The organism is Stenotrophomonas tumulicola (assembly GCF_014117215.1).
GTDB classification, from domain to species: Bacteria; Pseudomonadota; Gammaproteobacteria; order Xanthomonadales; family Xanthomonadaceae; genus Stenotrophomonas; species Stenotrophomonas tumulicola.
On sequence record NZ_JACGXS010000008.1, the window covers coordinates 31,855 to 47,083 of the forward strand.

At 66.6% G+C, this 15,229-nt stretch carries 14 protein-coding genes; 8 read left to right on the top strand and 6 right to left on the bottom strand.

Going from position 1 to position 15,229, the window contains the following annotated elements:
* Window positions 1-62: 62 nt before the first annotated feature.
* Both kduD and H4O11_RS14290 read left to right on the top strand, forming a co-directional pair.
* Entirely contained in the window at window positions 63-818 is a 756-nt protein-coding gene (kduD, locus tag H4O11_RS14285) for a 2-dehydro-3-deoxy-D-gluconate 5-dehydrogenase KduD (protein ID WP_182340102.1), read from the top strand.
* Between the two features lie 100 nt (window positions 819-918).
* Window positions 919-2,022: a GDSL-type esterase/lipase family protein gene (locus H4O11_RS14290; RefSeq protein WP_182340103.1), complete on the top strand. Its 1,104-nt coding sequence runs from the start codon at window positions 919-921 to the stop codon at window positions 2,020-2,022.
* Between the two features lie 52 nt (window positions 2,023-2,074).
* Here the strand turns inward: H4O11_RS14290 and phhA are convergent, their stop codons facing one another.
* The gene (gene phhA / locus H4O11_RS14295; RefSeq protein WP_182340104.1) at window positions 2,075-2,968 is read right to left on the bottom strand and encodes a phenylalanine 4-monooxygenase; all 894 of its coding nucleotides are present in this window, start codon (window positions 2,966-2,968) and stop codon (window positions 2,075-2,077) included.
* A gap of 124 nt (window positions 2,969-3,092) precedes the next feature.
* On the opposite strand from phhA, the gene H4O11_RS14300 reads away from it, so the two are divergent.
* The gene (locus H4O11_RS14300; protein WP_182340105.1) at window positions 3,093-3,575 is read left to right on the top strand and encodes an Lrp/AsnC family transcriptional regulator; all 483 of its coding nucleotides are present in this window, start codon (window positions 3,093-3,095) and stop codon (window positions 3,573-3,575) included.
* Between the two features lie 150 nt (window positions 3,576-3,725).
* On the opposite strand, the gene H4O11_RS14305 is transcribed toward H4O11_RS14300, so the two are convergent.
* On the bottom strand, window positions 3,726-4,712 hold the full coding sequence (locus H4O11_RS14305) for a patatin-like phospholipase family protein (RefSeq protein WP_182340106.1): 987 nt from the start codon (window positions 4,710-4,712) through the stop codon (window positions 3,726-3,728).
* A gap of 169 nt (window positions 4,713-4,881) precedes the next feature.
* Window positions 4,882-5,907, bottom strand: a complete 1,026-nt coding sequence (locus H4O11_RS14310; RefSeq protein ID WP_182340107.1) for a TIGR00266 family protein — start codon at window positions 5,905-5,907, stop codon at window positions 4,882-4,884.
* Window positions 5,908-6,065: 158 nt separating this feature from the next.
* Here H4O11_RS14310 and H4O11_RS14315 point away from each other — a divergent pair, with 158 nt between their 5' ends.
* On the top strand, window positions 6,066-8,333 hold the full coding sequence (locus H4O11_RS14315) for a TonB-dependent receptor (protein WP_182340108.1): 2,268 nt from the start codon (window positions 6,066-6,068) through the stop codon (window positions 8,331-8,333).
* An 82-nt stretch (window positions 8,334-8,415) separates the two neighbouring features.
* Here H4O11_RS14315 and H4O11_RS14320 read toward each other — a convergent pair whose 3' ends face one another.
* On the bottom strand, window positions 8,416-9,255 hold the full coding sequence (locus tag H4O11_RS14320; protein ID WP_182340109.1) for an acid phosphatase: 840 nt from the start codon (window positions 9,253-9,255) through the stop codon (window positions 8,416-8,418).
* A gap of 111 nt (window positions 9,256-9,366) precedes the next feature.
* Window positions 9,367-10,206 (bottom strand): ABC transporter ATP-binding protein, encoded by an 840-nt coding sequence (locus H4O11_RS14325; protein WP_425506067.1) that lies wholly within the window; start codon window positions 10,204-10,206, stop codon window positions 9,367-9,369.
* 132 nt (window positions 10,207-10,338) lie between these two features.
* On the opposite strand from H4O11_RS14325, the gene H4O11_RS14330 reads away from it, so the two are divergent.
* The 4 genes from H4O11_RS14330 to H4O11_RS14345 all read left to right on the top strand — a co-directional run bounded on the left by H4O11_RS14330 (window position 10,339) and on the right by H4O11_RS14345 (window position 14,519).
* Window positions 10,339-11,541 (top strand): DesA family fatty acid desaturase, encoded by a 1,203-nt coding sequence (locus H4O11_RS14330; protein WP_182340110.1) that lies wholly within the window; start codon window positions 10,339-10,341, stop codon window positions 11,539-11,541.
* A complete protein-coding gene (locus tag H4O11_RS14335; protein WP_343042841.1) occupies window positions 11,538-11,870 on the top strand; it encodes an EF-hand domain-containing protein in 333 nt (110 codons plus the stop codon). The genes H4O11_RS14330 and H4O11_RS14335 overlap by 4 nt, the downstream gene beginning before the upstream one ends.
* A gap of 124 nt (window positions 11,871-11,994) precedes the next feature.
* Entirely contained in the window at window positions 11,995-12,807 is an 813-nt protein-coding gene (gene mutM, locus H4O11_RS14340; protein ID WP_182340111.1) for a bifunctional DNA-formamidopyrimidine glycosylase/DNA-(apurinic or apyrimidinic site) lyase, read from the top strand.
* Between the two features lie 110 nt (window positions 12,808-12,917).
* On the top strand, window positions 12,918-14,519 hold the full coding sequence (locus tag H4O11_RS14345) for an OpgD/OpgG family glucan biosynthesis protein (RefSeq protein WP_182340112.1): 1,602 nt from the start codon (window positions 12,918-12,920) through the stop codon (window positions 14,517-14,519).
* Window positions 14,520-14,603: 84 nt separating this feature from the next.
* On the opposite strand, the gene H4O11_RS14350 is transcribed toward H4O11_RS14345, so the two are convergent.
* Window positions 14,604-15,218 carry a thymidine kinase gene (locus tag H4O11_RS14350; RefSeq protein WP_182340113.1) on the bottom strand — a complete coding sequence of 205 codons (615 nt, stop codon included), beginning with the start codon at window positions 15,216-15,218 and terminating at the stop codon, window positions 14,604-14,606.
* Window positions 15,219-15,229: the final 11 nt, after the last annotated feature.

Sequence of the window (15,229 nt, forward strand, 5' to 3'; positions counted from 1 at the left end):
CCTGCAGTGCCGCCGGCGTCGATGCCGGCGGTGCTCAACCACTTACAAGGAATGCATCCGCAATGGCTAATCCGTTCAGTCTGGAAGGCAAGGTCGCGCTGGTCACTGGTGGCAACACCGGCCTGGGGCAGGGTATCGCCGTGGCATTGGCCGCCGCCGGCGCCGACGTTGCCGTGGCCGGCATCGCACCGCCGACCGAAACCGTCGAAAAGATCACCGCGCTGGGCCGCCGCTGCCTGGCCATCGAAGCCAACCTGATCAGCATCGAGCCGGTCGAACGCGTGGTTCGCGAAACCATCGAAGGACTGGGCGGGCTGGACATCCTGGTCAACAACGCCGGCCTGATCCGTCGCGCCGATGCGGTGGATTTCAGCGAGCAGGACTGGGATGACGTGATGAACGTCAACATCAAGTCCGCTTTCTTCATCTCGCAGGCGGCCGGCCGTCATTTCATTGCGCAGGGCCGCGGCAAGATCATCAACATCGCCTCCATGCTGTCCTTCCAGGGCGGCATCCGCGTGCCGTCGTACACCGCCAGCAAGAGCGGCATCGCCGGCATCACCCGGTTGCTGGCCAACGAGTGGGCAGGCAAGGGCATCAGCGTCAATGCCATCGCGCCCGGCTACATGGCCACCGACAACACCGCCGCGCTGCGTGCCGACGAGGACCGCAACAAGTCGATCCTCGACCGCATTCCGGCGGCGCGCTGGGGTACGCCGGATGATCTGGGTGGCGCTGCGGTGTTCCTCGCTTCGTCGGCTTCGGATTACGTCAACGGCGCGGTGCTGCCGGTCGACGGTGGCTGGCTTGCCCGATAAGCCTCGGGACGTTGGAGGGTGACGACCGTTGGTCGTCACGCTCTTGCCCTCAGTGCAGAAAAGCCGCCGAGCGTGGCTCGGCGCTACAGGAGTGACGACGATGCTGCGTCTGATGCTGCTGCTGCCGTTGCTGTTCGCGCCTGTGGCCCACGCCGCGCCGCAGCGTGTCTTCATTGCCGGTGATTCCACCGCCGCCGCCTATGGCCCCGAGCGCGCGCCGCAGGCTGGGTGGGGGCAGGCGTTGCAGGGCTACCTGGATCCTGCACGCTGGGACGTGCGCAACCACGCCAAGGGCGGGCGCAGCACGCGCAGCTTCATCGCCGAAGGGCGCCTGGATGCCATCGCAGAAGATCTGCAGCGTGGCGACGTATTGCTGATCCAGTTCGGCCACAACGACGCGAAGTTCGAAGATCCCACGCGTTACGCCGACCCCGCCGGCGAGTACGCCGGGTTCCTGATGCGCTACGTGCAGTTGGCCCGCGACAAGGACGCCACGCCGGTACTGGTTACCCCGGCGACGCGCCTGCTGTACGACTTCGGTTCACTGCTGGATACGCACGGCCTTTACACCCAGGCGATGAAACAGCTGGCCACCCGCGAAGACATCGCGCTGATCGACCTCAACGACAGCTCCACGCGCTGGATCCGCGCGCTGGGCGAGCAGGGTGCCAGGCCATACTTCCTGTTCGTCCCGGAGCACGGCAAGGCCGACGGCACGCATTTCAGCAACGCCGGCGCCAATGCCGTGGCATGCCTGGTGGTGCGTGACTGGGTGGCGCTGCAGCCGGACATCAAGCCGGCACTGGCGCGCGATATCGATTGCGACGTGAGCGACGGCGCAGGGCAGGGCGCTCACGTCGCGCGACCTTCGCAGGTGGTGCACGAAGATGACATCGCCCGCAGCCAGCCCGGTCCGCACGGTGGCGCTGGTCCGACCACCGCCTACCCGTTCTTCGCCGATGCGGAAGGGCTGCCGTTCGTACTGCGCAAGCGCGTACTGCACAAGGGAGCGGGCATCGGCCTGCATCCGCAGCACAAGGACGAGATCTATTACATCGTCAGCGGCGAAGGGTCCTACGTGCTGGATGGCAAGCAGTTCGACGTGCGTGCGGGCCATGCGCTGCTGACGCGCGCCGGCAGCATGCACGCACTGCAGCAGCGCGGCGAAGAAGACCTGGTCGTGCTGCTGGCGTACCCGCGGTAAAGGGTATTGGTGGGGCCAGGTCCCTTCCGCAGGAAAAGGGACCTGGCCGCCCTCACACGTCGCCGCCGTCGGCCCAGCCTTCGCCGGTGCCTTGCTGGAATACGCGATCGGCCACATGTACCTCGCCGGCTGGCAGCTGCGGCTGCCCTGCAACGGCGGCGTAGATCGGGGTGAAGTCCGGCGATGTCGCCTGCATCAGCTGCTCGAAGCTGTCGATGACGAAGTAGGTCTTCTGGAAGGTATCGATGCGGTAGCGGGTGCGCATGATCCGTTCCAGGTCGAAGCCGATGCGGTTCGGCGCCGCCGATTCCAGCGAGTACAGCGATTCACCCTTGGACGAGACGATGCCTGCGCCATAGATGCGCAGACCCTCCGGCGTGTTGATCAGGCCGAATTCCACCGTGTACCAGTACAGCCGCGTCAGGTTCTGCAGCGCGTCCGGGCCGAGCGCATGCGCCTTCACGCCACCGCGCCCGTAGGCCTCCATGTAGTTGGCGAACACCGGGTTCATCAACAACGGCACATGCCCGAACAGGTCATGGAACATGTCCGGCTCGGCGATGTAATCGATCTGGTCCGGGCGGCGGATCCACCAGGTGACCGGGAAGCGCCGGTTGGCCAGGTGGTCGAAGAAATCCAGCTCCGGCAGCAGGCCTTCCACGCCCACCAGCGTCCAGCCGGTCGCCGCGCCCAGCACTTCATTGAGCTGGTCGAAACGTGGAATGCGATCCGCGCTCATGCCCATCTCGTCCTGCGCATCGAGGAATTCCTGGCAGGCACGACCCTCCAGCAAAGCGCGCTGGCGTGCGTACAGGGTGCTCCAGGTCGCATGATCGTCCGCGCTGTAGGTGTCCCACGGCTGCTCGACCAAGGCCGTCGTATAGACCGGCACATAGCCCTTGTCGGTCTGCTGGTGCTCGACGCGGCGGGGTTGGGTCTGGTCCATCGGTTGGCTCCATGCGGGTATCTGACGATGCTAGGGCAGGGGCCGCGCAACAGGGTTGCAAAGTTGCGCGCGGACAGCCAGTTGGCGCAATATCATTGCGTACAACTCATGTTGCGAGGCAGCAATGTCCGTTGAAGTCCAGTTCGACCGCACGGATCTACGCCTCTTGGCCGAGATCCAGCGGGATGGCCGCGCCACCAATGCCGAGCTCGCCGGCCGGGTGAACCTATCGCCTTCAGCCTGCCTGCGCCGCCTGCAGCGGCTGGAAGGCGAGGGTGTCATCACCGGCTACGGTGCGCGGCTGGAGCCGAAACAGATCGGCCTGGGCCTGCAGGCATTCGTGCGCGTGCAGCTGGAGAAGCATGACCAGGCGGCCATCGAACGGTTTGCCGACAGCGTGGTGGAATGGGACGAAGTCGTGGCCTGCCACGCCTTGACCGGCGACATGGATTACCTGCTGCAGATCTATGTACGCGACCTGGAGCATTTTTCCAGCTTCCTGCTGGACAAGCTGCTCAATGCTTCCGGCGTGGCCGATGTCAATTCCAGCTTCGTGCTGCGCACGGTGAAGCCGTCCCGCGCGCTGCCGCTGTCGCAGCTGGAATGACGCAGGTGCGGCAAAGCAGCGGGGCATGGCCCCGCTCTACCCATCCCCATCCCCCATTCCGCCGGGCATGGTCCGGCGCTACACCCTGCCGGGTAGCGCCGAGCCATGCTCGGCGAGCGCAGCGGCGGCCGGCGGCCTGTACCGGCCTGGTCAGCACTTTTCCTTGCGGCCCATCAGCCGGCCCATGCGCGAAGGTTCCTCGCACGCAGGCATCGGCGGCGGTGCCAGTGCGGCGGCGCGCGCGCGCTGGATCTGTTCGATCTTCGCGCGGATCTGCGGCATGGCCGCCATCGCGGCTTTCTCGCCTTCCAGGATGGCCTTGCCGCGCTGGCTGAAATCGGACGCGCCGATGTCCAGCACCCTGGGCCGGATGACGATGTCGGCACGTGCCAGCTCCTGCTCGCCCAGGCGCTGGCCCATGATCGCGATGGACTGGTTGACGATGCCGAGCATGCCGGTCGGCATCGTGCCGCTGGCCTTGTTGGAGATGTCCACGGCGATCACGAACTCGGCGCCAAGCTGGCGTGCGGCGTCCACTGGCACGGGGCTGACCACGCCGCCATCGACATAGTTGTGCTTGCCGATCTTCACCGGCTCGAACACGCCGGGGATGCTGCTGGATGCACGGACGGCCTGGCCCACGTTGCCCCGTACGAACACTGCGCGTTCGCCGGTTTCCAGCTGGGTGGCGACGGCGGCGAAGGGCTTCTGCAGTTTTTCCGCCGGCTTGTTGCCGACCTGCTGGTTGACGTAGTCCTGCAGCTTCTGGCCCTGCACCAGGCCGCCGGAGAACAGCCGCACGTCGCGGATGCTGGCCTGGTCCAGCGCTACCGCCTTGGCCTGCATCTCGAAGGCGTCCATGCCACTGGCATACAGCGCGCCGACCACGCTTCCGGCGCTGGTGCCGGACACCACCACGGGCTCGAAGCCGTTGGCTTCCAGCATCTTGATCACGCCGATATGCGCGAAGCCCTTGGCCGCGCCACCACCCAGGGCGACGCCGATCTTCACCGGCTTGGCGGCCTGCACGGCGGTCGTGGGCGCAGGCGGGGCGGGGCGGGTGTTTCCACCGCCGCAGGCGGCCAGCAGGCCGAGCAGGGCAATGGACAGCATCACACGGGCACGGGACTGGCGCATCGGCAGGCGATCACAGCGGGAAAGGGCGCCAGCATAGCGAAGGCATGGCGGGCCGGGCAGGGTGGGGCCCGCGCCCATTCAGGCGCGCGCCGGCCGGGGCATCTTCTTTCCGCCGTGGCCGTGCTTGCCGCTGCGCTCGCCGGGCATGGCCCGGCGCTGCCCGGAGGGGTCAGAAGCGGTTGTCGCCGTCCAGGATGCGTCCGATGCCACCCAGCATCGAACCTTCACCGCGGCTCTGGCCACCGCCCTGCGGTGCGGCCATCCACATGCGCCCGGCCAGCCGCGAGAAGGGCAGCGATTGCAGCCAGACCTTGCCCGGGCCGGTCAACGTCGCCAGGAACACGCCCTCGCCACCGAACACCATGCTCTTGATCCCGGCCACCCGGCGCACGTCCATGTCCACGCTGGCGTGGTACGCCACCACGCAGCCGGTATCGACGTCGATGCGCTCCCCGGCCGCCAGCTCACGCTCCACCACGCAGCCGCCGGCATGGATGAAGACCCAGCCGTCGCCTTCCAGCTTCTGCATGATGAAGCCTTCGCCGCCGAACAGGCCGGTCATGATCTTGCGCTGGAACTGCACGCCGATCTGCACGCCGCGTGCACCGGCCAGGAAGCTGTCCTTCTGGCAGATCAGCCGGCCACCGTGCTCATCCAGCTTCATCGGCAGCACGGTGCCGGGGTAGGGCGCAGCGAAGGCGACCTTCGCCTTGCCGTGGCCAGTGTGCGTATACAGCGTGGCAAACAGGCTTTCCCCGGTCAGCACGCGCTTTCCGGCGGCCATCACCTTGTCCATGAAGCCGCCGCCCTGGCCACTGTGCGATCCATCGCCGAACACCGTATCCATCTGCACGGCCGCGTCCTTGAACATCAGCGATCCCGCCTCGGCAATGGCGCTCTCACCGGGGTCCAGTTCGATTTCGACGAACTGCATCTCGTGGCCAACGATGCGGAAATCGATGTCGTCGGCGCGCTGGCCGCGGGGAGCATTGCCAGGCACCGGTGGCGGCATGCTGGTCATGCCGGGCACCTCGCCGCGCAGTTCCGGCACATCGCTGATCGCCATCCAGCCGCTCATGCCCTGGCACCACGCCAGTGCATGTGGATTGGCCTGCGCATGGCGGCGGGCAGCCTGGTCGTCGAACGGCCCGACCCGGTCAGCCTGGCCGGGAACATGGAAGTACCACTGGTTCATCGTCGCGGTTCCACTGGGTGCGGGAACCGGGAGTCTAGCGGTAGATTTCCGCGGCCGGACAGGGGCCATGAATGGGGGGCATTTGCGGCAAGCGTGTTGTATTGCAACAATTATCTGGTAGCGCCGTTCCACCACCCCTCCCAACACAGCCTACCGCCATGTCTCCGAACCGCACTGTCCACGACCGCCGACCGGTCGTGCGTCCGCTCGTTGTTGCTCTCTCCGCCCTGCTGCCGTTGGCGGCAGCCGCCCAGGAAGCCCCGGCCACCAAGGATCCGGTCGCCCTCGACGCCCTGCAGGTGACCGCGCAGCGCCGGGTCGAAAACGCCAAGGACGTGCCGGTGGCGATCACCGCCATCCAGGGGGAAAAGCTCGACGTGCTCGGCTCGGCTGGCGACGACATCCGTTTCCTCGCCGCGCGCGTGCCCAGCCTCAACATCGAATCGTCCTACGGTCGTGCCTTCCCGCGTTTCTATATCCGCGGCCTGGGCAACACCGACTTCGATCTCAATGCCTCGCAGCCGGTGTCGCTGGTGTATGACGACGTGGTGCAGGAAAGCCCTCTGCTGAAGGGCTTCCCGCTGTTCGACCTGGCTGGCGTGGAAGTGCTGCGTGGCCCGCAGGGCACGCTGTTCGGCCGCAATACCCCGGCCGGCGTGGTCAAGTTCGATTCGGCCCGCCCGTCGCAGGACGCAGACGGATACGTCAAGGTTGCCTATGGCAGCTACGACACCTGGAACGTGCAGGGCGCCTATGGCGGACCACTGACCAGCCGCTGGTCGGCCCGCGTATCGGCGCTGTACCAGCGTCGCGATGACTGGGTCACCAACACCCGTGCCAACGCCCCGGCGCAGGGCTTCGAAGGCTATGACGAAGGTGCCGCGCGCGTGCAGTTCCTGTACGAAGGCGATGACTTCGAAGCGCTGTTCAACCTGCACAAGCGCAAGCTCAACGGCACCGCGCGCCTGTTCCGCGCCAACATCATCCAGCCGGGCACCAACAAGCTGGTGGAGAACTTCGACCGCGACGAGGTGGCGACCGACGGGCAGAACTTCTCCGATCTGGAAACCTGGGGCGGCAGCGCACGCCTGCAATGGAACCTCGGCTCGGTGACCCTGCACTCGATCACCGGTTACGAGACGGCCGAATCGCTCAACCACGGCGACATCGATGGCGGCTACGGCGCCAGCTTCCTGGGCGCAGGCAACTATGGCCCGGGCTTCATCCCGTTCCCGTCCGAATCGGCCGATGGGCTGCCGCACCACCGCCAGTGGACGCAGGAATTCCGCGTGGAGTCCAATGAGTGGGGCCGCTTCGACTGGCAGGCCGGCGTGTTCTACTTCGATGAAGACGTCACCATCGACAGCTTCAACTACGATTCGCTGACCCCAGGCAACCCGCAGACCGGCCACGCGGTGCAGCAGCAGCGCAACAAGGCGTGGGCTGCCTTCGCCTCGGGCGATTTCGACGTCACCGACAAGTTCAAGCTGCGTGCCGGCGTGCGCTACACCCAGGACAAGAAGGATTTCACCGCCAGCGTGCTGCAGGCCGTCGATGGCGGCACCCCGGTCAGCGGCCCGTACGTGGCCAACACCGATGTCGACGATGTCAGCTGGGACCTGAGCGGTGTCTACCAGCTCACCGACAACATCAATGCCTACGCGCGGGTGGCCAAGGGCTTCCGCGCTCCGTCCATCCAGGGCCGACTCGCCTTTGGTGGCGTCACCCAGGCTGACTCGGAAAAGGTGATCTCGTATGAAGCCGGCATCAAGGCGGACCTGTTCGATCGACGCGCCCGCCTGGGCTTCAGCGTATTCCGCTACAACGTGGACGGCCAGCAGCTGATCGCAGTGGGCGGCAGCAACAACACCGCCACCCTGCTCAACGCGGACAAGACCATCGGCCAGGGCGCGGAACTCGATTTCGAGGCCTACCTGACCGACAACGTGCTGTTGACGCTGGGCAGCAGTTACAACGACACCGAGATCAAGGACAGCGACCTGGCGGTGGCGATCTGTGGTGGCGGTTGCACCATCACCGATCCGACCACGGTCATCGACGGCGCCACCTATGCGCTGGTCAACGGCAATTCGCTGCCGCAGGCGCCGAAGTGGATCCACAACCTGACCCTGCGCGCCGGGTTCCCGGTGAACGATTCCAGCGAGTTCTACGTGTACACCGACTGGGCGTACAAGAGCGCGGTGAACTTCTTCCTGTACGAGTCGCCGGAGTTCCGCAGCCGCAGCTCGCTGGAAGGTGGCCTGCGCCTGGGCTACAACTGGGACTATGGCCAGTACGACGTGGCGGTGTTCGGTCGCAACCTGACCGACCAGGTACGCGTGGTCGGTGCGATCGACTTCAACAACCTGACCGGCTTCCTCAACGAGCCGCGTACGTTCGGCGTCGAGTTCACCGCCAAGTTCTAGGTTCCACGGGGAAGGCGCGGTGCAATCCGCGCCTTCCTGGCGGCCATGCGGCCGCGCCATGCCCGGCGCCGGCCGCCAGCTGTTACAGCGCGCTGCCCGGCCGTACCTTCAATACCGATTCTTCGGCCGCGCAGTCGCGGCTGGAATGCATGCCGGCTGCGCGCGCGGCGGCAATCTCCTTGCGTGCCGCTGCCAGGTCGCGCTGGAAGCCTGCGTTGTCGTGCAGGCGCGCTACTGCCGCAGCGCCCATGAAACGTCCCTCCAGGATGTCGCTCTGCCAGTGCACGTTGCACACCAGCCGGCTTTCGCCGTAGTTGCGTCCACGTGCCTGGATCGCATCGGCACGCCCAGGCGCGATCTCGGACAGGATCAACGCCCATGCCCAGCCAATGGAGGTGTGTCCGGAGGGATAGGAACCATTCCCGCGCAACCCGGCCTCGTCGTCGGGGCTGCAGGTCGGTTCGCCGTTGACCATGAACGGGCGCGGGCGCTGGTAATGCTTCTTCGCCGCGCGGGTGGCCGCGCTGGCGTCGATGCGGCTGCGTTCCAGCAGCCGGTACAACGCCGGCGTGCGCTGCGCATCCACGTCCATGTCGATTGCGCAGCTGAACTGGCCGGCCCCTTCGGGGAAACCGAGTTCCGCATCACGCGTGGCCTGGGCAAAGCGCGGCGTGCCGCGCAGCGCGCGCGCTTCGCGGCTGACCTGCTCGTCCAGTGCGAAGCCGGCCGATCCGGCGGCCGGCGGTGCGGGCACCAGGTCCAGGCTGGCGGGAACCGCGTCGTCGGCCAGGTAGCCGGTGGCACGCGTGGTGGCGTTGGCTTCGACCGCGGCAGGCCGGGTCGCTGGCACCGCACAGGCGGCCAGCAGCACTGACAGGGGCACGTACAACAACGGGCGCGGGATGCGCAGGGCCTGGGACATCGCGGGGTTCACCGACGGGAAAGGAGGCCCATGATCGCAGCCGGCGCAGGTCGATGCAGCGCGTGCCGGCGATGCAGCCAGATCCGGCATGGTCAGCGCGCGGCAGTCCCGTCACCCCACGCTGGCGGTCAACCGTCCTTCGCGCTCGACCAGTTGGATCTGCCCGCCAAAGGCCTCCGAAAGCGGCCCATCGCGCAGCAGTTCGTGCCGCGACCCGTCGGCCAGCACGCGGCCATCGCGCAGCAGCACCACCCGTTCGATTTCTGGAATGATTTCCTCCACGTGGTGGGTCACCAGCACCAGGGTGATGCCCTGCCGTGCCAGTGACTGCATCGTGTCGACCAGTTGCTGCCGGGCAACCAGGTCCAGGCCGGTGGAGGGCTCGTCCAGCAACAGCGCCTGCGGCTGGTTGACCAGCGCACGGGCGATCAGCACGCGGCGGGTCTCTCCGGCAGACAGTTCGGCATAGGCACGCCCATGCAATGCCGATGCACCGGTCATGGCCAGGGTCTGCGTGGCGCGTGCGCGCATTTCCGCGCTGATCTCGCGAAAGCCCGGCAGGGCATAGCTGGCGAAGAAGCCGGTCAGTACGGCCTGCTCCACCGTCAGCCCGGGCATGTCGGCGAGGTTGCTGCTGAGGTCGCCGGTGACGATGCCCAGCTGCGAGCGCAGCCGGTCGACCTGCCAGCGGGCCTGGCCCAGCACTTTCACCGGCACCCGGCCATCGCCCAGCGCCAACGGATACAGTTCGCGCGTGATCAGCTTGATGAAGGTGGACTTGCCGCAGCCGTTCGGGCCCAGCAACGCGGTGTGCTGGCCCTGCGCGATCCGCAGGCTCAGCGCGTGCAGGACCTTCACCTGGCCGCGCAGCACGGTGGCGCCATCCAGTTCGATCAGTGCGGGCAGGCCCGCGGGAAGGACGGCAGGGGACGCAGTGGCAATGGCATTCAGGCTGGACAACGCAGGTTCCCGACGGGTTGGACGGATCGATACGGCGGCGCAGGGGTGCAGTTTGCAACGCAGGGGGCCATCATGTCTTCCACCCCCTGCGTCCGCTGACCGCACGACGGTCTGGAGCCTGCCATGCACGACACCCTCATCGACCTCCTGACGGGCGGCATCACCGGTATCGGCTGGTGGCAATGGGCGCTCGTGCTGCTGGCCGCCACCCAGCTGACCATCTTCTCGGTCACCCTGTACCTGCATCGCAGCCAGGCGCACCGGGGCGTGGACTTCCATCCGGTGCTGGCCCACTTCTTCCGTTTCTGGACGTGGCTGACCACCTCGATGATCACCCGCGAATGGGTGGCGATCCACCGCAAGCACCACGCCAAGGTGGAAACCGACGAAGACCCGCATAGTCCGGTCAGCAAGGGAATCGGCACGGTGTTCTGGCGCGGCGTGGAGCTGTACCGGCAGGCGCGCGCGGAGCGGGCCGACATCGAGCAGTACGGCCGTGGTACGCCGGAAGACTGGATCGAACGCCACCTCTATACGCCGCATGCGAACCTGGGCCCGGTGCTGCTGCTGGCGGTCAACACGGTATTGTTCGGGCTGCCCGGCGTGGCCCTGTGGGCGATCCAGATGGCATGGATTCCGTTCTGGGCGGCCGGGGTGGTCAACGGGCTGGGCCACTGGTGGGGCTACCGCAACTTCGAATCATCCGATACCTCCACCAACCTGACGCCATGGGCGTTCTGGATCGGTGGCGAGGAACTGCACAACAACCATCATGCTTTCCCGAGCTCGGCGCGATTCTCGATGCGGCGCTGGGAGTTCGACATCGGCTGGAACGCGATCCGCCTGCTGCAGGCGCTGCGGTTGGCCAAAGTGCTGCGGGTGGCGCCGGCCATGGACATCCGTCCGAACATCGCCGTACCGGATGCGGAGACCCTGAAGGCACTGCTGTCGCATCGCTTCCAGGCCATGACCGACTTCCAGCGCAACGTGTTCATGCCGGCGCTGCGGGAAGAAGCCGCACAGGCCGGGGCGCGCCTGCGCACGCTGCTGCCGCGTCGCCTGCGCCGGGGCCTGGTCAACGACGGCCGCTGGCTCAAGCCCGCCTGCCGCGCGCAGCTGGGCAGCTGGATCGACCAGCGTCCGAGGATCCGGGTGCTGGTGGAGTACCGGGCGCGGCTGGCAGCCGTGCTGGAAGCGCGCGGACAGGATGCCGGCGAGCGCCTGCGCCAGTTGCAGGCGTGGTGCCATGAAGCGGAGGCCAGTGGCATTGCGGTGCTGCAGGCATATGCGGCACGGTTGAAAGGGTATCGGCTGGTGGCGCAGTGAATCGATGTGGCGCAGCGGCGGGGTTGCTGCTGCTGGCCGTGGTTGCACGGGCACAGGTCAGCGATACCGCAGGTTACCTGCAGCGCATGGATGCCGACGGCGATGGGCGCGTCAGCGGGCAGGAGTACGTGCAATGGATGCTGTACGCCTTTGACCGCATGGATGCCGATGGAGACGGCGTGCTGGGCAGCCACGAACTGCCCGGTGGCAAGGGCCCGCCGATCAGTCGCGAACAGCAGCGCCAGACCTTGATCCAGCGTTTCCACAAGCAGGATGCCAATGGCGATGGTTACCTGGATGCGCGCGAGCTGGCGGCACCCCCGCGTTAGTAGCGCCGGGCCATGCCCGGCGAGCGCAGCGGCAAGCTTGGAAAGCATCATCAACACCAAAAGCTGCAGGCCTGTGGGTTGGCGCAGCGGGAAGACGTGGCGATCGGCGGCGTAGAATTGCCGCATGCCTGAACTGCCCGAAGTCGAAACCACGCGCCGCGGCCTGGCCCCCCACCTGCTGCAGCGGGCCATCCATGGCGTGATCCTGCGTCGCAGCGAACTGCGCTGGCCGATCCCGGCCGAAGTGGCGGCGCTGTTGCCAGGGCAGCGCATCACGGATGTGCGGCGGCGCGCCAAGTACCTGCTGCTGGATACCGACGCAGGCAGTGCGCTGCTGCACCTGGGCATGTCCGGCAGCCTGCGCGTGTTGCCTGGCGACACGCCGCTGCGTGCCCATGACCACGTGGACATCAGCCTGGACAACGGGCGCCTGCTGCGCTTCAACGACCCGCGTCGATTCGGCAGCCTGCTCTGGCAGCCGGCCGGTGAGGTCCACCCGTTGCTGCAGGGCCTGGGGCCGGAACCGCTGGAAGCGGAGTTCAATGGCGACCATCTGTTTGAGCGCAGTCGCGGCCGCCGGGCGGCAGTGAAGACCTTCCTGATGGATCAGGCCGTGGTGGTCGGGGTGGGCAACATCTATGCGGCCGAAAGCCTGTTCCGCGCCGGCATCAGCCCCTTGCGCGAGGCCGGCGGGATATCGCGCGAGCGGTATGCGCGGCTGGCGACGGCGGTCAAGGACATCCTGGGCCATGCCATCACGCGTGGCGGCACTACCCTGCGCGACTTCATCAGCCCGGACGGCGCACCGGGCTATTTCGAGCAGGAGTTGTCGGTCTACGGACGCGACGGCCAGCCCTGCCTGTCCTGTGGACGGGTGCTCAAGCATGCGCTGATCGGCCAGCGCGCCAGTGTCTGGTGCAGCCACTGCCAGCGTTGAGCGGGAAACGCTGGCACCGGTGGAGCAACTGAATGGCCATCACCGGCCACTGCCAACAATTAACGAATCTGTTTGCATAATGGCCGATCTTCAACGTCTGGCTGCCTCGAATGCAACGACGCGATTTTCTTCGTAACGCTTCCCTGGCCATGGCGGCCCTTGGCCTGCCCGTGCTGCCTGCGCATGCCGCCAAGGAGCGGCAGGTCGGCCTGCGCCGGCTGGGCCAGCCGCATCCATTCGATTTCGCCAGCCTGAAGGGACAGGCCCGCGCCCTGGCGGCGGCACCGTACCAGACCCACAAGCGCACGCTGCCGGCACCGGTGGAGGCCCTGGACTGGGACCAGTACCAGTCGATCAGTTACCGGCAGGACCACGCCTTGTGGGCGGACCAGCCGGGCAGGTTCCAGGCCAAGTTCTTCCACCTGGGGCTGTACTTCCATTCGCCGGTGCGGATGTTCGACGTGGTCGACGGCAAGGCGCAGGAGCTGGCGTACGACGGCGCGGCATTCAACTATGGCAAGAGCGGCATCAAGGGCGGCCAGTTGCCGGCCGATCTTGGTTTCGCCGGCTTTCGCCTCAACACGCGCAAGGACACCGACCGCGACTTCGCCGCCTTCCTCGGCGCAAGCTATTTCCGCGCGGTTGGCAAGGAAGGCCAGTATGGCCAGTCTGCACGCGGCCTGGCGATCGATACCGGTACCGGCCAGCCCGAAGAATTCCCGGATTTCATCGCCTACTATCTGGAGCAACCGGCATCGGATTCGGACACGCTCATCGTCTATGCGCTGCTGGATTCCCCCAGCGTGGCCGGTGCGTACCGCTTTGCCATCACCAACGGCGATGTGTTGTTGATGGACATCGACAGCGCGCTGTATCCGCGCAAGGCCATCGAACGGTTGGGCATCGCACCCTGCACCAGCATGTACCAGGTGGGCGAGAACGACCGCCGCATGGCATGGGATTGGCGTCCGGAAATCCATGACACCGACGGCCTGTCGATGTGGACCGGCAGCGGCGAATGGATCTGGCGTCCTTTGCTGAACCCGCGCGACCTGCGCTTCAACATGTTCGTCGATGCCAATCCGCGGGGCTTCGGGCTGCTGCAACGTGACCGCGACTTCGATCATTACCAGGACGACGGGGTGTTCTACGAGAAGCGCCCCTGCCTGTGGGTGGAACCGAAGGGCGAGTGGGGCGAAGGGTCGGTGCAGCTGGTGGAGATTCCCACCGTGGACGAAACCTTCGACAACATCGTGGCGTTCTGGAACCCGAAGCAGAAACCCCAGCCAGGGCAGGAACTGCTGGTCGGTTACCGGTTGTACTGGGGGGCGCAGCCGCCCGCGCGCCCGCCGCTGGCGCATTGCGTGGCCAGCCGTACCGGGCTGGGCGGCATCATCGGCAAGAAGCGGGAGTATTTCTCGTGGCGTTTCGCGGTGGATTTCGAAGGCGGGGAACTGGCCAGCCTGATCGACCAGGGCGAGGTCGAAGCGGTAGTGGAAACCAGCCGTGGCAAGGTGGAGATCGTGTCCGCGCGCCCATTGCGCGAGATCGACGGTTACCGCGCCATGTTCGACCTGGTGCCGCCGGACGACAGCACCGCGCAGATCGACATCCGCCTGTACCTGCGCAGTGGTGGCAGGACCCTGACCGAAACCTGGCTGTACCAGTACAGCCCGCCGCCGGCAGGCGCCGCGGAACGCACGTTGTACTGAGCCACGTGAACGGTAGCGCCGCGCCATGCCCGGCGGCGTTTGAAGCGCCGCTGCGCTCGCCGAGCATGGCTCGGCGCTACCGGCTTAGCCGCCCGCCTGCATCGGTTCGATGCGACCGTCGCCGCGGGTTATCCTCTTGAACTCGGCACGGCTGACCGACACGTAGCGTTCGTTGCCACCGATCTCTACCTGGGGACCGTCCTGCACGGCATGGCCATGTTCGTCCACGCGCACGGTCATGGTGGCCTTCTTGCCACTGTGGCAGATGGTCTTGATCTCCTGCATCTCGTCAGCCCATGCCAACAGGTATTGGCTGCCTTCGAACAGTTCGCCGCGGAAGTCCGTGCGCAGGCCGTAGCACAGCACCGGGATCCGCAACTGGTCGACCACTTCGCTCAGCTGCCAGACCTGCGCCCGGCTGAGGAACTGGGCTTCATCCACCAACACGCAGCCGAGCGGACCGTGCGCGGCAATGTCCGCTTCCACCCGTTGCTGCAGGTCGCTGTCGCGCTCGAACGCGATGCCATTGGCCTTCAGGCCGATACGCGAGGCGACCACGCCGCTGCCGGCGCGGTGGTCCAGCCGAGGGGTGAAGATGGCCACCCGCATGCCGCGTTCGCGATAGTTGTGCGCGCTCTGCAGCAGGGTGGTGGTCTTGCCGGCGTTCATCGCCGAATAATAGAAATAGAGCTTGGCCATCGATGGATTCT